The sequence below is a fragment of the Erwinia sp. Eh17-17 genome (assembly GCF_039675725.1).
GTDB lineage: Bacteria > Pseudomonadota > Gammaproteobacteria > Enterobacterales > Enterobacteriaceae > Erwinia.
This window is the reverse complement of sequence record NZ_JBDFQT010000001.1, coordinates 270,098-290,833: the sequence shown is the minus strand read 5'-3', so window position 1 is coordinate 290,833 and position 20,736 is coordinate 270,098. Positions and strand designations below refer to the sequence as shown.

Sequence of the window (20,736 nt, the reverse complement as noted above, 5' to 3'; positions counted from 1 at the left end):
GGCTCATTCGCCTGGTTAATCGTCGCCAGCTCAAAAAAACACAAAATAAGTATGCTGTAACTGACTATCCAATATATTGCCATATTGTTTCCCACCAAATTATTATTCTTCTGCTCACATTACTTTCCCCCGATTCGCGCCCGGAGTTTGTCTTTGACGCGGTTGAGGAAGTAGGTGCGGTTATCTTTATTGGTTAAGAAAAAGTAGCGTGCAAAACTCAGGCTGGCCTGGAGCGATTTCCCGTCCATTTTATAGCGCAGCGGCAGCTTGTAGGCCTTATAGGTGTGAATATCACGCCGGGTGAGGTAAGGCTTCATATTGTCGAGCCAGAAGTAGGAATACTTCACCGACTCGCCTTTGTGCTTTGAGCCGAATTTGGTCACCAGGTGATAGTTCGCCAGCGGCTGGGCAATCATCACGAACTCGTAACCCAGCTTGTCGGCGCGGATGCAGAAGTCGTAATCCTGATGGCGGATATACTTCGGATCAAAGAGAATTTCCCGCGCATCTTCGCGCTTCAGCACGATGGTGCTGGTCTGAATAAAGCCATAGCAGCCAAACAGATACTCCGCCACGGTCTCCGTGCGGCTCACCGGCTGTAACGGCAGAACTTTGAGGAAGTGGCCATCCTGAATGATATTGACCTGGCTGTAGATAATGAACTTCTGTTTGCCCTGCCCTTCCAGTTGTTCAATCACCTTGAGGGTTTCTTGCAGCTTGTCCTTGTGCCACTCATCGTCGGCATCGAGGAAGCTGACGTAATCGCCGGTTGCCAGCTCAATGCCTTTGTTACGCGCGCCGGAGCCGTTAAGCTTCTCCTGCGACAGCACCAGATTAATCTTCAGCTGGCTGTAACGTTCTGACTGCACCAGGGCGGCCAGCTTGTCCGCATCGGCAGATTTGTCATCAATGATGATCACTTCAAAATTCTGATAGCTCTGCGCCGCCACACAATCCAGCGTGGTGACGATAGATTCGGATGCATTATATGCAGGAATGACGATCGAAAAGAGAATATCCTTCATTGCCAGGCACCTTATTCGTCCAAAACAAACGGTAGAAAAATTAAAGGAACCTTCAAAGAAGGTTCCTCAGGGTTAATTAGCTTTTTGCATCCTGCTTGTAGCTGTAGTCGTAATAGTCATAACCGTAGCCATAGGCATTGGCTGACTTACGCACCACGGCGTTGAGGATCACCCCTTTAATATCGATACCGTTCTGAGCAAAGCGTTTGTAGCTGATTTCCACTTCTTTAAGGGTGTTGGTTTCAAAACGCGCCACCATCAGAGAAGTTCCTGCCAGCTTGCCAATAATGGACGCGTCGGTAACGGCCAGAATCGGTGGGGTGTCAATTAACACCAGGTCGTAATTTTTGCTGGCCCAGTCGAGCAGCTCGTTCATGCGATTATGCATCAGCAGCTCCGACGGGTTCGGCGGCACCTGACCACGGGCGATGAAATCAAAGCCGAAATCACCGTGCTGGACCAGGTCCGGCGTAAACGGCGTTTTGCCTGACAGAATGTTAGACAGACCGGTTTTGCTCTCGGCCCCCAGCAGCTCGTGGGTATAACCACGGCGCATGTCACCATCGATAAACAGCACCTTCTGACCGGCTTTCGCCACCAGCGTGGCCAGGTTGGAACAGATAAAGGTTTTACCAATTCCAGGGCTGGCGCCGGTGATCATCAGAATGTTGTTTTTCGCTTCCATCATCGCGAAGTGCAGGCTGGTACGCAGGCTGCGGATCGCTTCGATAGAGAGGTCAGTCGGGTTGCCTAACGCCAGCAGGCTGTTATGCGGATCCACCTTGCCTTTGAGGTTGCGTTTCGCCAGGGCTTCCGCATCCTTTTTACGCTGCCATTCGGAAAGCGGCACGCTGGCATACACGCTCAGGCCCAGCTCTTCCAGCTGCTCCGGGTTATCAATCCCGTGATGGAACAGCGCCTTCAGCAGCACCACGCCCACTGACACCACCAGACCGGCAATCAGGCTGGCCGCGATCAGCAGCAGTTTTTTCGGTGCAACCGGCGCACCGGCGGTTTCCGCATGGTCGATGATGCGCACATCACCCACGGTGCTGGCCTTGCTGATGCTCAGCTCCTGCTGACGGTTCAGCAGCTGCATGTAAATCTCCTGCCCTGCCTGCACATCACGCGTTAAACGCACGATTTCCTGCTGGGTCTGCGGCATCTGGCTGATTTTACCATTCAGCTTTTTCTGCTCAGCTTCCAGCGTGGCGCGTTTTTCCAGCAGTGCGCGGTAGGTCGGGTGATCTTTCTTGAACAGCTGCGACACTTCCGCTTCACGGAAGGTCAGTTCGTTCAGCTGGGTCTGAATGCTGACCGAAGAGTCGAGCGCCGACTTGGCTTCCAGCGACACGTCAACAGAGTCATTCTGGCGGCGGAAGGTGTTCAGCTTGTCTTCGGCAACGTCCAGCTTGCTGCGAACTTCCGGCAGCTGGTCTTTCAGGAAGGCCAGACTCTTCTCGGCTTCTTCAGATTTGCGCTCAACGTTCTGATAGAGATAGTTATTGATGATCTGGTTCAGCACCTGGCTGATTAACACCGGGTCTTCACCGGTATAGGTCAGACCCAGCACGCCGGTGTCTTTGCCCATATCAGCAACGGTCAGGTTGTTATAAATCAGCTTGATCGCCTGCAGATCGCTCAGTTTTGTCACGGTGAAGCTGGTGCCTTCATCCGCTTTGATATCGCTGACCAGCATGGTGACGTCGCCGTGCTGTTCAAACTGGCCGACTTTACCTTTAAACAGCTCATCGCCATCTTTACTGACGGTGTAGCTGTCCGGGCCATTCACTTCGATGGTTAACTGACGTTTGTCCCAGATAGCCGGCACTTTCAGGCGAGAAACCGCAATCTGCTCCGGTTTGCTGCCCATCATGCGCGCCAGACCTTTACCAATCAGCGGCAGGTAGTCCTGCTGAATCAGCACATCCAGGCCGAGGTCGTCTACCGTTTTACCCAGTACCATGCGCGAAGTGACAATCTGCACTTCCGTCGCGGAAGCTGGCTGAGCGTTCGGCATCATCTGCGTCAGGTCATTCAATACCGTGTTGGCATTTTTCTGCTCGACCTGCACCATCGCATCGGCGCTGTAGATCGGTGTGGCAAACAGGCTGTAAAGGGTGCCCATCAGCATAAACAACGCGGTAACCGCGACGATAACCCAGCGATGGTCAATCAGCTGTCCCACAAGATGCGCCAGATCGAACCCGTTCGAATCGTCTTGAGGCGCTGACGGTGCCTTACTTTTTATTTTCATGGAGGTCCCAACTATCGGCTTAATGCGTTGACCCATTTCTGGGCAGCGTTTTCAAGGATTCCGTACACGGCCTCAAAGGCATCGCGGCTTTTCTTATACGGGTCGGCGATTTCCTGCTGATTGATCCAGTGTCCAAACAACATGGTTTTGCCACGTACGGAAGGGTTGATGCGGCAGACCTGGTCGACATGTTTTTTTTCCATCACCAGGATCAGATCATAATCCCGGCACATGCCTGAGGTGAGTTGCTGTGCCACATGCCCCTGCAGTGACACACCGTGTTCACCGGCCACGCTGATGGCAGTGTCGTCAGCAGCGTGGCCGACCAGAGCTCCCAGCCCGGCGGATGCGATATTCTTCTCAGGTAGTGCGGATTTCAGCAGCCGCTCCCCGGTCGGGGAACGACAGATATTTCCGATACAAACAACTAAGATTGAATTAATCATAATGTTTTCCGGCGGTTACCAGTTGTGAAGCGTCTGCACGGTACGTGTCGCATCGTAAACACCACTGATAGTAGGAACCAGCTGCGAAATAACGCGGTTCCAGCGGGCCAGCGGCGTTGAGGTGACATAAACGATGTCATACGGTTCTAACTGGAACTCGGTCCCCATTACCATCGCGGCGGCATCTTTAGTATTGAGCTGATAGATGTTGGCGATTTTGCTGCGGTTAGGTCCTTTAATCGGACGAATAACAAAGACGCCCGTTGCATCGGCAACGGTCTGGTCCATGCCCTGTGCATTACCCAGCGCTTCGGACAGCGTCATACCGCTGCGGTCCATTTTCAGCGTGGCCTGCTGCTTCACTTCACCCATCACGAACACTTTCAGATCGTCGTTACGCGGCACATACAGAATGTCGCCAGGGTAGAGCAGATGGTTTTGCGACAGGTCGCCATTCTGCATCAGTGCCTGCAGAGAGATAGGCTGTTCGCGTCCGTTGTGCGTCAGCACCACGTTGCGCCAGTCGGCAGCGGCGGTTAAGCCGCCTGCGGCGTTGATCGCATCCAGGATGGTCAACGGCACGTTGGTGATCGCCTGCTGACCGGAGGTGGTCACTTCACCGGTCACGTAGGTTTTCTGCGATTTGAACGAGGCGATGCTGACATCAACCTGCGGGCTTTCGATGTACTGGGCCAGGCGGCGCGCAATCTCGTCGCGCACTTCCTGCACGGTCCGTCCCGCCACGCGCACTCTACCGATGTACGGATAGAAGATGGTGCCGTCAGAATGTACCCAGTTGCCGGTATCGCTGGCGCTACGGTACTGACCGGCTGGCGTGGTCAGCTCCGGGTGGTCCCAGACGGTGACGGTCAGGACATCGCCCACGCCCACGCGGTACTCGTAGTTCTGCACCTCACGCTGTAAAGCATCATTCGCCTGAGCCACTACCGGCTTCGGCTTCATGCGCTCCACCAAGCTCGGCGTCAGCGGGAAGACGTTGACGTACTTATCGATATCAAAATCACTGTCCTGCTGTTTAACAACATCTTTACCCGAAGTGGAAAGGTGACTGCCCGGTTCGATAGTACAACCGGAAAGGAGCACTGCTGATACCAGCATGGGTATCAATTTAGTTTTCATTGTAATCATCTAGTTCATCGCTATCAGTAATGTGAATGATAGTGGCGAGACCGCCGCTGTGTAGCGTCTAAGAGTTGCTAATTGCTCAAATCAGGCACTGTATCTGTTGGTCATTATCTGTAAGCCCCCTGGCTTGTTTTAATAAGCCCCATCCCGTTTCAGAACCACACCCACAGTTTTGAACAAGATGGCGATATCGTTCCACAGTGACCAGTTTTTGACGTACCAGGAGTCGAAGTAAACGCGCGTTTCATAATCCACGTCGTTACGTCCACTTACCTGCCACAGACCGGTCATGCCTGGTTTAGCCATAAAGTAGTAATCAACATCACCCGCATAGCGTTCCAGCTCGGCTTCGATCACCGGGCGTGGCCCCACCAGACTCATTTCACCGCGCACCACATTCCAGAGCTGCGGCAGTTCATCAAGACTGGTCTTGCGAATAAAATGTCCCACACGCGTAATACGCGGGTCATTTTTCAGCTTAAAGTCTTTATCCCACTCTTCACGGGCGGCCGGGTCAGTGCGCAGCACTTCTTCCAGCACCTCTTTTGAATTCACCACCATTGAGCGGAATTTCAGACATTTAAATTTGCGGCCATTCATGCCAACGCGCTCATGACCATAAATCGGTGCGCCACCGTCGCGTGATACCATAAAGATCAGCGCGGCTAATGCCGGCAGCAGCATGGTAATAATGCTCAGTGCGCCAACAATATCGAAGGTACGTTTCAGGAAACGCGAGGTGCGCTTGGCGAGGTTATTATTAACGCGCAGTATCATCACTTCATGGCTGAAGATATAGGCCATATCCGTACCGTAAAGAGGTACGCCGCGTAATGAAGGGATCACCGAGACTGAACGACAATTATGTTTGGCCAGATTTTTCAACCACAGGTCGCGTGACTGACTCTGCTCATATTCCACGGCCACGATAAACTGCGTTTCGCTGTTGACCATCGCCCACAGTGCCTGCTCGTCTTTCAGTACCGGAACACCAAACAGTTCGTAAGCCGGCTGGCTGCCGTCAACATCGAAGAAGGCCACGACATCAAAGCCCATCACCTCTTCGCTCTGCAGCGCCTGCCACGCTTCTTCAGCGTTCTTACCGCTGCCCAGAATGATCGACTGTTTCTTCCACAGGTTATTGCGGTTAAGCACACGCTTCACCACCGCACGACCGACAGGGATCATCACCATAGCCAGCAGCCAGGTTAATACCCAAATCCAGCGGGATAATTCCCATTTTGATAATGCGCTAATCGACAGCGCAATTATTGAGAACACCAGGATAGTTCTGAAGACTTCTTTTAACTCAAACCAGAATGGCTTGCGATAGGTGTAATGCCGTAATCTCACCCAGAACCAACCTACGCACACAACAGACAGCATAATATGTGTTGCAATAGTCAGTTTGAAATCGACGGCTGGAATATCTGCCAGAACATCACCTGCAAAACTATTAATCAGCAATATGGCTAATGCCAGTGCTGCATTAAAACAGATGAGGTCTGAGAGAGCTAATGACAGTTTTATTAACAACCCTTTAAAGGTAAATTCAATATCGCGCATAGTTAACTCGTAATTTTTATCTTAGGAAGCCTGTGTTTTATTGGTCTCTGACCTGGTGAGATGAGTATTTAATCAACACATCAGTTATTACACAGGAAACTTATTTAGGGAGTCTGACAAAAAGGTCATCGAAGCTGGCATAGCGGCTAGAGATTTTGGCAAGAAAATCAACATGAACGTTTACTGTTCCGCGGCGCTTCCTGAACAGTCTCAAGACTCGTCAGGACACGCTACCGCCCCTGGCTTGTAGCTGCCAATGCGCTGTAAAATGTTGCCGTTTCATGTTGTTTTCCTGACTTCTCTTGCAGCAGGCTTTAACGCTGAGTTAGCGGATTGTGTGTTGATTCACATAAATCAACATTGGATCCGCCTTCACTGCGCTAAATTCAACATCCACGCAGACATTCAGTAACACGTTGCTATACTAGTTATAACTGGCCTGTTTACAAGAGGCTCCCCGCGCCCATACCTTCTTTTAGGATTAAGACTACGTTACTACTGTGTCAGTACCACTCATTGCCTAACTCCTCTCGCGGTAAAATTAAGATTAATGCCATGCGGTAAATAAGATTAATCTTACTACCCGGTATTCAGGCTATAAGTATCACTCTTTAATCATTCTGTCCCTATACGATTATTCCTGAAAAAAACAGTTTAAGATTTCCGGCAAACGGTGATTATTTATCCTGCTATCTGCCCTATTTCTGCGACGGTTAATGCTGCAAGGGGGATACAGCAGGATTACGGGTTGAAATGGGACCGATTCCGTCACATCATTGAATATTGCAAATGCTGTTCAGGTGGAAACAATGTTCGAATTGATCGCCGACCCGTCAATCTGGGCCGGTCTGGTCACGCTGGTCCTGCTGGAGCTGGTGCTGGGTATCGATAACCTGGTATTTATCGCCATACTGGCGGAAAAGCTGCCTCCGGCGCTGCGTGACCGTGCCCGCGTAACGGGCCTGATGCTGGCGTTAGTCATGCGCCTGCTGCTGCTGGCCTCTATCTCCTGGCTCTCTTCTTTAACCTCTGCGCTGTTTAGCATCAATGAGCACCCCTTCAGCGCACGCGATCTGATCATGCTGGTCGGTGGGGTATTCCTGCTGTTTAAAGCCACGATGGAGTTAAACGAAAGGCTGGAAGGAAAAGATGAGGAAGAAGGCCCACAGAAACGTGGGGCACGATTCTGGCCGGTGGTGGCGCAAATCGTGGTGCTGGATGCGGTGTTCTCGCTGGATTCAGTCATCACCGCCGTGGGCATGGTGGACCATCTTGCGGTGATGATGGCCGCCGTGATCATCGCGATTGTGCTGATGCTGCTGGCCAGTAAACCGCTGACGCGTTTTGTTAACGGCCACCCGACGATTATTATTCTCTGCCTCAGCTTCCTGCTGATGATCGGTTTCAGCCTGGTGGCTGACGGCTTTGGTTACGCTATCCCGAAAGGGTATCTCTACGCCGCTATCGGGTTCTCGGTGATTATCGAAGCCCTGAATCAGCTGGCACAGTTCAACCGCCGCCGCTTCCTGTCGGCAAAGTCACCGCTGCGTAAGCGCACCGCAGAAGCGGTATTACGGCTGCTGCGCGGCCACCATGAACAGGCGGAGCTGGATGCTGAAACCTCTTCGCTGGTTGCCGATAACGCCGGGCGTAAGGCGATCTTTAACAAGCAGGAGCGGATGATGATTGCCCGCGTGCTGGCGATGGGCCAGCGCAGCGTCAGCAGTATTATGACCTCCCGGCATGATACTGAGCACATCGACCTGGCTGAATCGCCGGATAAAATTATGGCGCAGCTCGATAATAATCAGCACACGCGCCTGATCATTACGGAAAACAGTGAGGAGCCTCTCGGCGTCGTCCATGTGATTGACCTGCTGAAGCAGGCGCTGCACGGTAACGATCTCGATCTGCGCGGGCTGATTCGCCAGCCGCTGGTGTTCCCGGAGCAGCTCAGCCTGCTCCCGGCCCTGGAACAGTTCCGCACGGCGCGTACCCACTTTGCCTTTGTGGTGGATGAGTTCGGTTCCGTCGAGGGGATTGTGACGCTGAGCGATGTGATGGAGACGATTGCCGGGAACCTGCCCAATGAAGGGGAAAAAATCGATCCGCGTTATGACATTCAGCAGAACGCCGATGGAAGCTGGACGGCCAACGGGCATATGCCGCTTGATGACCTGGTGATGCATCTGCCGCTGGAGCTGGATGAAAAACGCGAATACAACACCCTCGCCGGGCTGTTAATGGAGCACTTACAGGATGTTCCGCAGGAAGGGGAAGAAGTCCAGGTAGGCGACTATCTGTTCCGCACCCTGCAGGTCGAGAGCCACCGGGTACAGAAGGTGCAGATTATCCCGAATAGTCACGAAGGTTAATTTTGGCGGGTGAACCACCGGCACGGGCCGACCGGAAAAGGGTCGGCCCATGCCATCCGGCGGCAATTACAGGTCTTTCAGCACCTTTTTGACATCGCTGCTTTTGTCGCTGTCGGGGTTACGCTCTATCCACTGTTTCAGACGCTGGCGCGCTTCATCGCGAATCTGCTGACGCAGTACCTGATCCACCTTCAGGTTGTAATTAATGGCCGCCCACGGGCCATAAATATGCAGCGGCACCGGAGTCTGCTGCAAACGCTGTACCAGCGTACTGTCGCCACTCCAGCCCTGCGTCACCGTCACGCCAAAGCGAATATCCAGCAGCCTTTTCACCACGTCAATCGAGCCTGCCCCGGTGTAGTTCAGCGTGCCGGAACTGGCGTCGAGGTTGCCGAAATCAAAGACACCGTTTTTCAGCGCCAGCGTGCCCTGGATCTGCTGCAGATTCGACTGGCTATCACCGCTGTCACCGTGGACTTTACTGCTGTTATTTTCCACCGCGCGCTGGATCATCTGCTGGAAATTCAGCCCGGCAAACTGCGCATCCCGGATGCTCATCTCCGCCCTGCCCTGCCACTGCTGTTTAAACGCTGCCACGGTCAGGCCCACACCGCTGAAGTCGCCTTTGAGTGACAGCTTACCGCTGAGGGTATCCGGCAGATCGAACCCTTTCAGCAGGGGTAACAGCGCAAAATCCTGCAGTTCCGGTCGCAGCGTAACTTTGGTCAGGGCGGTGCGCACATCAATGGTGCCAGGCAGTGAGAAACGGCTATCCGCTGACTGCCCTTTGAAAGTACTGACCGTCAGCAAACCGCGCTCACTGGCGGCCACCAGCTGAACCGCATTAAACTGCATAGCGCGCCAGCTCAGCGTGTCGGCCTCCAGCGTGAGTTTTCCATCCATGGCATTGAGCGGAGAGTTCGCATTGTCATATTCTGGCAGAGCAGCAATCACCGGAGCAGGCCCCGCGCGACGATCGGCCACCGCTACGCCCGCAGCGGAGGTCTGGCTCAGGCCCAGCAGCGTATCAAGATTGAGCGTAGTGGCGTGTAACCGCCCTTCCAGCTGCGGACGCTCGCCAAGAGTACCGGACAGGCTTCCGGCGATCTGGCTGTCATTGGCGCTGAGGCTGATATTGTCAAGACTGAAGCGCTGCGCCGGAATATCCCAGCTCGCGGTCATCTGAGCCTGACCTTTAACGCCGTCCTGAGGAAGATCGGCCCCTTTAAGCTGATACTCCAGCTTATTGATCGCCGCGCCCAGGCGCTGCGGGTAGCCGGTAATATCCAGGTCGCTATTAATATTCAGCTGCAGCTCACGCTGGTCGCGGTTGATACGGCTGCTGAATTCAACATGGGCGCGGCGGGGCTGAGTCTGGTCCAGCGAAAGATTGAAATCGCGCACGTTCAGCTGTTCGCCGTTATTTTGCTGCCACACCAGCAGGCTGTCGGCAATACGCAGATGGGCAATATCGAATTTCCAGCCGCGCGTGACGTCAATCACCGGGGAGGTGTCGCTGCTGTCGGCAGGACCGATCGGCGCATCTGCCGGTCGCTGGCTTTCGCTGTCCGGCATCAGGCGCACGACGGCACCTTTCAGCATCACCTGTTTGACCGAAAGCTGATGGGAAAGTAGCGGCAGCAGGTCAACGTCCAGACGCATGTTCTGAGCGCTGACCACCGGCTGAGTGGCACCCGGCGCCGTCAGCGTGATCGGGCCAGAAAGGATGCTGAGCTGAGGCCAGACATGCCAGCGCAGGTCACCATTGATAGCCAGGCGGTAGCCGTTCTGCTGTTCCACCTGGCGAACCATGTAGGCGCGAAAATCATTAGGATTGACCAGCACGACCAGCGCGGTCATACCAGCCACCATCACCACCAGTAGAATGGCCAGTGTGGTAATAAATCTTTTCATGCCTTCTCCATGTCTAGTCTTTATCAATACGACTGGCGTCTGCGCCCTGTTGACCTTTGTATTTGGCATCCTGCCGACTGTTGTACGGGCGGGCCGCCGGGCCCGATAACGGTTCAAAACTGAGCGCACCAATCAGCATACCGGGACGCAGTGCCAGCGGTAGTTTACCTGAATTATAGAACTCCAGCACAATCCGGCCCTGCCAGCCGGGATCGATACGGTGCGCAGTGACGTGGACCATCAGGCCGAGGCGCGCCAGCGAAGAGCGCCCGTCCAGCCAGCCGACTAAATCGTCAGGCAGTGTCACCGACTCCAGCGTCACCGCCAGCGCCAGCTCACCGGGATGCAGATAAAACGCATCCCCTTCCGGCAGGACAATTTCATCACTCATTACGCGATCCAGCGCCGCACTCACTTCATCTTTCGGACCGCTTAAATCAATAAAAGGGGCCGTATGGCCGCGAAACGTGCGGAACTGATTGCCCAGACGCACATCAACGGTGGCACCATTAATCCGTTCCACCGGCGGGCGGGGATCAATCCCCAGTTTGCCATTATCGAGCCAGGCTTCTATATCGCGATCGCATAATCTCATCGGGTGCTCCAGCAGACACTTCGATTACTCGAAGAACTGATTAATTTTCGCTTTCAGAATATCAATGGCAATACGGTTCTTGCCGCCGCGCGGCACGATGATGTCAGCGTATTGTTTTGAAGGTTCGATAAATTGCAGGAACATCGGGCGCACGGTCTTCTGATACTGTGCCATTACCGAATCCATTGAGCGGCCGCGTTCATTAACATCACGCTTCATACGGCGCATCAGACAGATGTCCAGCGGGGTATCGACGAAAATGGAGAAGTTCATTTCCTGGCGCAGGCGCGCGTCGGTCAGCAACAGGATCCCCTCAAGAATGATCACTTTCTTCGGCTTGAGGCAGAGCGTCTGCTGGGTGCGGGTATGCTCAACATAGCTGTACACCGGCAGGTCAATCGGCTGACCGGCTTTTAACATCTGCAAATGCTGCAACAACAGGTTGTGGTCCATGGCGCTGGGGTGGTCGTAGTTGGTCTTGACCCGCTCTTCCATGGTGAGGTGACTCTGGTCTTTGTAGTAGGCATCCTCGGGGATGACACCAATATTTTCATCACCGACCCGATCGCGCACTTCACGATACAGCGTACTGGCAATAAGACTCTTTCCCGAGGCAGAAGCGCCTGCGATACCTACGATGACGCACTGATGCGACTTGTCAGTCATATATTAAAGACCTGATTCTGAGACAATATAAGGGTGAGCACACCCGGCAGATTTAGCGCTACAGACAGATTTGGCTGCCCGCTTGCCTGCAGCTTGAAAATGAAGGGTATAGCGGGCGCAATTATAGGGAGTTCGCCCTGCTGATGCCAGAAAAAAGCGCCTGCGGCCTTTTCAGACTTTCCCGTTAGGCGACAATAACTTTCCTCGTTAAACTGCTAAACAGAAAAACAGCAACAAGGAAAACGCGTGTCCTGGCATATTGTTCATATCTTGACCTACTTTGGTGACAGCATGTTGCTGATCCCCACTGCCGCCATCATGGCGCTATTGCTTTACTGGAAAAGCGACTCCAGACGCACTGCAGGATACTGGGTACTGGCTTTCTGTACGGCCGGGGCCGTGGTCAGCCTGTCTAAAATTGCCTTCCTGGGGTTTGGCATTGGCAGCGCACGCTTCAACTTTACCGGTTTTAGCGGCCACAGCGCGATGTCTGCCACGTTATGGCCTGTTTTACTCTGGCTGTTAAGCGGCAGTCTCGCGATTAACTGGCGCCGTGCAGCCCTTGCCGTCGGTTATCTGATCCCACTGATGGTGGGCGTGTCGCGCCTGGTGCTGAACTATCACTCGGTCAGTGAAGTGATCGCCGGTCTGACCCTCGGCTTCACCCTCAGCAGCATATATCTCTTCAGCCAGCGCCACATTCGTCTGCGCGGGTTTTCGCTGTGGCAGTTGAGTCTTGCCCTGCTGCTGCCGCTGCTGTTGATGGGGCACGGTCGCATCGCCACAACTCAGCAGTTCCTGCAGCGGCTATCCGTACAGATTGCCGGAATCGACCACGCATGGACCCGTGAGGAACTGCTTAAAACACGTCAGTAAGGCAAATTACGGTCGTCATCCGCGCTTCAATCGTCCGAATAAAGCGATCTTTTGATTTTGGCGCTGTATCGCTTATTTCTTATGCTAGCATGACATTAGATATTGAGATTACGCCTATAGCGGCGCCGTGCTGGATATGACATGACGACAGAAATTTTATCGCCTGTAGCCCCCTCCCGCCCACAGTGGTTTAACGGCCTGCTGTTGAGCATGTTGGGTTTTGTCGTCACTTTTTATTGCCTGGAACTGATTAAAATCAGCGGGCAGATCTCACCGCTGTGGTTTTCGACTGCCCTGATGACCATGGTGGTTTTTCGTAACCCACCGCGTGCGCTTCCCGTTCTTCTGCTTGGCTGTGTGACTGGCGTAGCCTGTGCCAATGCCGCCGTACTGGGCGCTTCACTGCCTAATCTTAAATTCCCGCTGCTGAACATGCTGCAGGCGCTGATCGGCGGCACCCTGCTGAGACGGCTGCTGGACCCGCGCGCGCCGCTGGACTCACTGTTCAGCTGGTGCAAAATGATGCTCACCGTGGGTCTGTTCACCCCGCTGATTGGTGGGCTGCTGGCAAGCTGGCTACTCCATGCGCACGGCCCGACGACGATGCGTTTCTTCGCCACCTGGACGCTGTCGGAAGTGATCGGGATGCTGGCCCTCGGTCCGGTGTGCCTGCTGTGGCAGCCGGGCTGTATGCGCAGCCACCTGCGCCAGAAGCTGCTGCTGGAAACGCTGGTGACCCTGATACTGACGCTGATACTGTGCTGGGTCGCCCTGCGCTATCTGCCCTGGCCGTTTACCTTCATCATCGTGGTGCTGTTTTACAGCGCCGTGCGTCTGCCGCGCTTTGAGGCATTTGCCATCTACCTGGCCACCATCTTGATGATGTCGCTGATGCTGGCTTTACAGCTGATCCCCAATGATACCAATAATGCGCAGCTGCTGATCTCAGCACCGTGGTTACCCTTCCTGATGGCGCTGATCCCCAGCCATATGATGACGCTGGTGATGCACTCCTTCCGCGAAAAGGGCAAACGTATCGCTGAGAGCGAAACGCGCTTTCGTCACGCGATGGAGTACTCCGCCATCGGTATGGCGCTGGTTGCGACCAGCGGCAAGTGGATGCAGGTGAATAAGGCACTCTCCCACCTGCTCGGCTACACGCCTGAAGAACTCTATGACCTGACCTTTCAGCATCTGACTCATCCGGAAGACCTTGAGGACGACCTGAACCAGATGAACGCTCTGCTGGCCGGTGACATTGCCAGCTACAGCATGGAAAAGCGCTACTACCGTAGAGACGGGCAGATCCTGTGGACGCTGCTGGCGGTGTCCCTGGTGCGCAACAGTGAACAGCAGCCGCTCTATTTTATTGCCCAGATCGAAGATATCTCCGACCTGAAAAAAACCGAGAAGGTGAATCAGCGGCTGATGGAGCGCATCACCCTGGCCAATGAAGCAGGCGGGATCGGCGTCTGGGAGTGGGATTTACAGACCGGCACCATGAACTGGGATAAACGCATGTTCCAGATCTATCAGCTGCCCGCTAACGCCCAGGCCAACTATCTGACCTGGACGAACAGCCTGCACCCTGCCGATCGCGACAGAGCCATCAGCGCATTCGACCATGCGGCGAAAACGGGGACACCCGTGGATGTTGAGTTCCGCATTGATTCCAATATCGGCGTGCGCCATATCCGCGCCCAGTGCAGCATCGTGCTGAATGATAAAGGGCACGTGGAGCGCATGCTGGGCATCAATCAGGACATCAGCGCCCTGCGCCAGCTGACCGATGCGCTGTATGAAGAAAAAGAGCGTATGCATATCACGCTGGATGCTATCGGGGAAGCGGTGATCAGCACCGATGAAGAGATGCGCGTCATCTTCATGAACCCGGTGGCCGAAAAGATGAGCGGCTGGCTGCAACATCAGGCCTCCGGTAAACCTCTCAGCGACATCCTGCGCATTACCCACGGCAGCCAGGGGCCACAGCGGGACAATCTGCTGCTGTGCGATTTACCTCTGCAAAAAACGCCCGGTGAGCTGGATGCCGAACTGGTACTGCACAACCGTAGCGGTGAGCAGTTTGCGGTGCATTACAGCCTGTCGCCGCTGAAGACGCTGTCAGGGGACAATATCGGCAGCGTGATGGTCATTCAGGATGTGAGTGAATCGCGCGAGATGCTGCGGCGTCTGAGTTACAGCGCCTCGCACGATATGCTGACGCGCCTGCCCAACCGGGTAAGTTTCGAACAGCAGCTTAAACGGCTGATCCTTACCTGTGCAGACCAGCAGCATGTCCTGGTGTTTATCGACCTTGACCGTTTTAAAGCCGTTAACGACACCGCCGGCCACGCGGCCGGTGACGCCCTGCTGCGGGAAATTTCCAGCGTGATGCTGCACCACCTGCGCAGCAGCGATTTTCTTGCCCGCCTCGGCGGCGATGAGTTTGGCATACTGTTACCGGACTGCTCGCTGGCGCAGGCCAGCGAGGCGATCGCGCGGATTATTAATGCGGTCAACGAACACGATTTCCTGTGGGAGGGGCGTCTGCATCGCGTCGGTGCCAGCGCGGGGCTGACACAGATCAGTGCGGACAATGCCAGCGCCAGTGAGCTGATGGCACAGGCCGACCTCTCCTGCTATAACGCCAAGCACAACGGGCGCAGTCAGCTATCGCTATACGAAAGTCATCTGCTTAAACGCCTCAAGCCGGTGATGAGTCGCCTTGAGAACGAGCAGATCATTGCCCGGCAGCCGATGCGCCTGCAAGTCTGGGCAGCGGCCCCGCCGGCAAAAATTTACGCCACCAGCTTCTGGCTGGCAGAGATGCAGCTGTTTACTCCGGAAGGCCACGAGATCGAAGAGCAGACCTTCCGGGCAGGCCTGCAGGACGCTGAACTTTTTGTCGCGCTGGACCGCAAGCTGATCGGCGAGTTTTTCCAGCACTACGCGCAGGGGACGCTCGCTAAAGGGCTGACGCTGGCGCTGCCGGTGTCCGGCTTCGGCCTGCGTGACCACCACTTTATCAGCGACACGCTGGCGCAGTTTGCGCGCTGTAACGTGCCCGCTAACGGCATCTGGTTTGCCATCAATGCCGATGTGCTGAGCCAGTATGATGAGGTGGTGCATCACAACATTACCCGACTGCGCGCTGCCGGAAGCCGTATTATTCTGCGTGATTTTGGCCGCAACCTCGACGCCTTTAACCAGCTACCGGCAGAGGACATTGATTATCTGATCCTCGCCAGTGAACTGGTGGCTAACGTCCACTGCAATCTGATGGATGAAATGATGGTATCGATTATTCACGGCCATGCGCAGCGGCTGGGGATTGCCACCCTCGCCGGGCCGGTAGAGCTTCCGGCGGCGCTGAATACGCTGTCATCGATTGGCATCGACGTGGTGTGGGGCGATACGATTGCCCCACGCCAGCCGCTGTCGGCACTGCTGGTGAACAGCTACTTCGCGATAAAATAACGCTAACACCATTACGGCCGCAGACAGGCCTCACTGACCCAGCGGCGGGCTTTCTCATCCTGCGCGGAGTCGGTCAACCGCTGCGCGCTGGCCGCCATTAGCGGGCCGCAGGCCAGGCCGGCTTTCAGCATCACCCGCAGCGTGTCGGGCTGGTCCTCATAGCGGAACACCTCCACCATTTGTCCGGGTGGCAACGTCGCGCCCTGAGCGATGGCGGTGGCAAGCACCTGCTGTAACACGCTGGGTGATTCCTCGCGGAAGCGCCAGTTACCGCGCGCCTCATCAATCAGCGTATTGGTCATCTCCTCTTTGCCGGGCTGGCCTTCGGGTTGCAGATAATGGTCCCAGCGAATCAATCCGCTGTTCAGCAGCGTCGTGCGGGTCGCTGGCGGTGCGTATTTAATCATCCACGCCATCAGCGTCAGGCTGCGCCCGGCACCTTCAGAGAAAGTTTGCTCCAGCTGTCCCGGCTGCTGGCGCAGGGCCGCCATCAGGGGTGCGGTATCTCCGTTCAGCGCCAGCAGCGCCAGGTGCCACAGGCCTTCGGGCGCGGGCAGGTAGGCCAGCAGGAAGTTGGCGCTCTCGGTGTTACCGTTGAAAATCGCCGTGGTCAGGTAGGACGGTTTCTGCTTATCGCGCGAGTGGATCCAGTCAGGGCGGGCGGCCAGCAGCAGGGCCATGCTGGCATAAAACGCCTGCTGCTGCGCCTCTCCCGCTGGCGGATCCAGGCGCAGATCGCGCAGCGGATCGTAATCAAAAGAGAGGGCCTGAATCTGTGCCGGACTGAGCACCGACAGGAACAGTCTCAGCGCCGCCGGATTATGGCTTTCAATCGCATTGCTTAAAGCGCTGTAACCATTGTCGCCTTTATCCAGTGGAGAAAGACCACGGCGGATAAAATAGCGCAGCGTCTGCTCGGGGTAATCTTTGGCCGCCGCGCGGTAAAACAGCTCGCGCGCGCTGTCGTCCGGCAGGCGGTTCAGCTGTGTTGTCGCCCCCTGCTCAAGCAACACCAGATTGTGCTGCATCTGCCGCTCGTGACGCGTCCAGTTCATGGTGCTCTGATGGGACGGATAGAACCAGAAGGCGGCGGTAAACACGCTAAACAGCAGCCAGCCGGTCGCCAGCGCCCTGACCGGCGGGGCGTCACGCGGCTGCCAGCGCGCCAGTATCAGCGTCAGCCAGGCCACCAGCGTCACCATCCAGCACAGGATTTCGCCTGAAAAATTGACGACCTTCAGCCCGCCCGGCCAGATTAACAGCGCCACGATCAGCGCCTGTGGCACTAATAACGCCAGCAGCACCCAGCGCGAACGGATCCGCCGCCAGCGCAGCGCGACGGCCAGCGCCGTCATGCCCAGAACCAGTGGGGCAATCATTAACCCCACCAACAGCAAAAGTACCGACCAGCTCATTTACCCCTCCCGGCCCGGTGCCGGATGGCAAGGCGGTTATTCCATTTTATGGGCGCGATTCTATACAAACCGGACAGATAAATAAAAGCGCTCTGCGTAAACACTATCTTGTTACTTGCACCGCTCACGCACTCAGGCTAAAGTCGCCCCCTTTTTTCACACTCAGCGGAGGAAACGATGTTTATCGGTTTCGACTACGGCACGGCAAACTGCTCAATTGCCATCATGGAAAACGGCGCCCCTAAGCTGCTGCCGTTAGAGCAGGGCTCGCCTTATTTACCCTCAATGCTGTGTGCGCCCACCCGTGATGCGGTCAGCGAATGGCTGTTCCGCCATCACCAGGTTCCGACCCCGCAGGCAGAAAACCAGGCGCTGCTGCGTCGCGCGCTGGCTTTTAACCGCGAAGAAGATATTGAGGTCCTGCCAGGCAGCGTAAAATTTGGCCTCGCCTCGCTGGCACAATATATGGATGACCCGGAAGACGTGTGGTTCGTCAAATCACCGAAATCCTTCCTCGGGGCCAGCGGGCTGAAGCCGCAGCAGGTCGCTTTCTTTGAAGATCTGGTATGCGCAATGATGCTGCATATCCGTCAGACGGCGGAAAGCACGCTGAACGACAGCGTGACTCAGGCGGTGATTGGCCGTCCGGTCAACTTCCAGGGTCTGGGCGGTGATGATGCCAACCAGCAGGCCGAAGGTATTCTGGCGCGGGCAGCCAGCCGCGCCGGGTTCCGCGATGTAATTTTTCAGTTTGAACCGGTTGCGGCCGGGCTGGATTTTGAATCAACGCTCACCCGGGAGACCCGCGTGCTGGTGGTGGATATCGGCGGGGGAACCACCGACTGCTCGATGCTGCTGATGGGGCCACAGTGGCACGATCGGGCAGACCGGGGTGACAGCCTGCTGGGCCACAGCGGCTGCCGCGTCGGCGGTAACGATCTGGATATCATGCTGGCCTTTAAAGAGCTGATGCCGCTGCTCGGCCTGGGGGGTGAAACGGTAAAAGGCACCGGCCTGCCTGCTCTGCCGTGGTGGAACGCCGTGGCGATCAACGATGTCCCGGCTCAGAGCGACTTTTATGCCACCGCGTCACGCAAACAGTTGCAGGATCTGATCCGCGACGCGGCGGAACCGGCCAAAGTCCAGCGCCTGCTGAAAGTATGGCAGCAGCGCCTGAGCTATCGCCTGGTGCGGGCCGCAGAAGAGAGCAAAATTGCCCTGTCGCAGCGTGACAGCGTAGAGACCGCACTGAGCTTTATCGACAGTGGTCTGGAAACCGGGATCACCGTAGCGGCACTGGAGGCGGCCATCAGCCAGCCGCTGGAGCGTATTCAGGAGCAGGTAACGCTGGCGCTCAACACCAGCGGCACACGCCCTGATGTGATTTACCTGACCGGCGGCAGCGCCAAATCTCCGGTACTGCGTGCGGCGTTACAGCAGCAGTTACCGGACATTCCGCTGGCCAGCGGAGATGATTTTGGTTCCGTCACGGCGGGGCTGGCGCGCTGGGCGCAGGTCATGTTCCGTTAAACCTTTACGGCCTGACCGGCCATCCGGTCAGGCCGGTGAACGCTCCCGTCCGGCCCGCCACCAGAGCAGCAGCGACAGCAAAGCAATCAGCCCCAGCACGGAAAACGCCACGCTGAACGAGTAGCGCGTGGCAATCCACCCCGCCAGTGCGGGACTGAAAGCAGCTCCCGCGCCCTGCATAAACATAATCATCCCCTGCCCCGCATTAACATGTCCCGACCCCTTGAGCACGCTCACCACATACCCCGGTAGCGCCACACCGAGGATCCCCGCCGCCAGTCCGTCCATGATTTGTACCGGGATCATCGCCAGCGGTTCTGCAAACCCGGCGGCGATGGCGGCGCGAAAGGGAAGCACCAGCAGTGCCAGCATAATCAGACGTCGGTAGCCATACTGCTCAATGCGCGCGGCGGTATACAGCGCCACCGGGATCATCACGCACTGAGAAATAACCACGGTGGCAGCGGCATACAGTCCCGGATTTATCGCCACGGAGCCCGTCGCCGAGGCAACGCGCATACTGAGCATGGGAAGCAGCGCCGCGTTCGACAGATGAAACAGCAGCAGCGTCAGGCCGGTGATAAGCAGCAGCGGATTTTTCGCCAGCACCGATAAGCGGGGAACGGGGGTGTTGTCATGAGCAGAGGCCAGACCACGGGCGACGGCATGGTCGATATCCTGTTCCCGGATGGCAAGCACCGCCACAGAGGTCAGCAGCGCCATGCCCGTCATCAGTACAAAGACGGCACCAATGCCGCTGTACCAGCTGGCTAATCCTGCCAGCACCGCAGCGGTCATATTCCCCGCATGGTTAAACGCTTCGTTGCGCCCAATCTGACGGTTGAAGCCTGCCTGACCGGTGATGCCGAGGGTGATCCCGGCCAGCGCCGGGCCGATAAACGCGGCCGCAATGCCGGTCGCTATCTGCGACAGCGTCACGGCAACCGGTTCAGGCCGATACCATAGCCACAGCGTGGCACAGGTGATCACCATGCAGCAAATCAGTATCCACAGGCGTTTGCGCAAGGTGGCATCAATCATCACCCCCGCCGGAAGGGTTACCAGCAGACCGGCCAGCCCCCCGGCCGTCATCACCAGGCCAATATCATCCGGCTTCCAGGCGCGTTCGGTGAGGAAAATGCCTAAAAAAGGCCCAAGACCATCACGAACATCGGCAAGAAAAAAACTCATCAGGCACAGCGCCTGAAGCGATCGTTGAGATTGGGACACGGTATTTCCCCTGGTCAGGCGGTCAGAGTGATAAAACATCACTGAATCATAAAAGTATCAGATTTTACTTATGATGCCTGAAAATGGCGATAAATCACTGAGCGGGATAGTAACGAATTGAAACTTGCGCAAAAAATTGTCCCCCAACGCGCTGACGAAAAAAAGCCCGCCAGAGCGGGCTGTTTTATGATCACGCGCTGAGCCAGCGGCTCAGCGGC

General features: G+C 55.8%; 14 protein-coding genes. 4 read left to right on the top strand and 10 right to left on the bottom strand.

Going from position 1 to position 20,736, the window contains the following annotated elements; translation table 11 throughout:
• Positions 1–119: 119 nt before the first annotated feature.
• The 5 genes from ABEH87_RS01225 to wbaP form a co-directional block, all read right to left on the bottom strand.
• The gene (locus ABEH87_RS01225; RefSeq protein WP_346573182.1) at positions 120–1,025 is read right to left on the bottom strand and encodes a glycosyltransferase family 2 protein; all 906 of its coding nucleotides are present in this window, start codon (positions 1,023–1,025) and stop codon (positions 120–122) included.
• A gap of 76 nt (positions 1,026–1,101) precedes the next feature.
• Complete coding sequence (gene wzc, locus ABEH87_RS01220) at positions 1,102–3,282, bottom strand: tyrosine-protein kinase Wzc (RefSeq protein ID WP_346573181.1); 2,181 nt, start codon at positions 3,280–3,282, stop codon at positions 1,102–1,104.
• An 11-nt stretch (positions 3,283–3,293) separates the two neighbouring features.
• Positions 3,294–3,728 (bottom strand): protein tyrosine phosphatase, encoded by a 435-nt coding sequence (locus ABEH87_RS01215; protein WP_346573179.1) that lies wholly within the window; start codon positions 3,726–3,728, stop codon positions 3,294–3,296.
• 15 nt (positions 3,729–3,743) lie between these two features.
• Complete coding sequence (locus tag ABEH87_RS01210; RefSeq protein WP_346573178.1) at positions 3,744–4,877, bottom strand: polysaccharide export protein; 1,134 nt, start codon at positions 4,875–4,877, stop codon at positions 3,744–3,746.
• A 129-nt stretch (positions 4,878–5,006) separates the two neighbouring features.
• On the bottom strand, positions 5,007–6,440 hold the full coding sequence (gene wbaP / locus ABEH87_RS01205; protein ID WP_346573177.1) for an undecaprenyl-phosphate galactose phosphotransferase WbaP: 1,434 nt from the start codon (positions 6,438–6,440) through the stop codon (positions 5,007–5,009).
• Between the two features lie 809 nt (positions 6,441–7,249).
• Between wbaP and ABEH87_RS01200 the strand changes: the two genes are divergently transcribed.
• Positions 7,250–8,815 (top strand): TerC family protein, encoded by a 1,566-nt coding sequence (locus ABEH87_RS01200; protein ID WP_346573175.1) that lies wholly within the window; start codon positions 7,250–7,252, stop codon positions 8,813–8,815.
• 66 nt (positions 8,816–8,881) lie between these two features.
• On the opposite strand, the gene asmA is transcribed toward ABEH87_RS01200, so the two are convergent.
• From asmA to udk, 3 genes are read right to left on the bottom strand one after another with little or no spacing between them, the layout of a single operon-like run.
• Positions 8,882–10,729, bottom strand: coding sequence for an outer membrane assembly protein AsmA (asmA, locus tag ABEH87_RS01195; RefSeq protein ID WP_346573173.1), 1,848 nt, complete (start codon positions 10,727–10,729; stop codon positions 8,882–8,884).
• Positions 10,730–10,742: 13 nt separating this feature from the next.
• Positions 10,743–11,324 carry a dCTP deaminase gene (dcd, locus tag ABEH87_RS01190; protein WP_062742834.1) on the bottom strand — a complete coding sequence of 194 codons (582 nt, stop codon included), beginning with the start codon at positions 11,322–11,324 and terminating at the stop codon, positions 10,743–10,745.
• A 24-nt stretch (positions 11,325–11,348) separates the two neighbouring features.
• A complete protein-coding gene (gene udk / locus ABEH87_RS01185; RefSeq protein WP_346573171.1) occupies positions 11,349–11,990 on the bottom strand; it encodes a uridine kinase in 642 nt (213 codons plus the stop codon).
• A 246-nt stretch (positions 11,991–12,236) separates the two neighbouring features.
• Between udk and ABEH87_RS01180 the strand changes: the two genes are divergently transcribed.
• Positions 12,237–12,866 (top strand): phosphatase PAP2 family protein, encoded by a 630-nt coding sequence (locus ABEH87_RS01180; protein ID WP_346573170.1) that lies wholly within the window; start codon positions 12,237–12,239, stop codon positions 12,864–12,866.
• A gap of 141 nt (positions 12,867–13,007) precedes the next feature.
• The gene (locus ABEH87_RS01175; RefSeq protein WP_346573168.1) at positions 13,008–16,343 is read left to right on the top strand and encodes a diguanylate cyclase; all 3,336 of its coding nucleotides are present in this window, start codon (positions 13,008–13,010) and stop codon (positions 16,341–16,343) included.
• An 11-nt stretch (positions 16,344–16,354) separates the two neighbouring features.
• On the opposite strand, the gene ABEH87_RS01170 is transcribed toward ABEH87_RS01175, so the two are convergent.
• Positions 16,355–17,758: a hypothetical protein gene (locus ABEH87_RS01170; RefSeq protein WP_346573166.1), complete on the bottom strand. Its 1,404-nt coding sequence runs from the start codon at positions 17,756–17,758 to the stop codon at positions 16,355–16,357.
• Positions 17,759–17,935: 177 nt separating this feature from the next.
• Between ABEH87_RS01170 and yegD the strand changes: the two genes are divergently transcribed.
• On the top strand, positions 17,936–19,288 hold the full coding sequence (gene yegD, locus ABEH87_RS01165) for a molecular chaperone (protein WP_346573165.1): 1,353 nt from the start codon (positions 17,936–17,938) through the stop codon (positions 19,286–19,288).
• Between the two features lie 27 nt (positions 19,289–19,315).
• Here yegD and ABEH87_RS01160 read toward each other — a convergent pair whose 3' ends face one another.
• Complete coding sequence (locus ABEH87_RS01160; RefSeq protein WP_346574538.1) at positions 19,316–20,479, bottom strand: MFS transporter; 1,164 nt, start codon at positions 20,477–20,479, stop codon at positions 19,316–19,318.
• Positions 20,480–20,736: the final 257 nt, after the last annotated feature.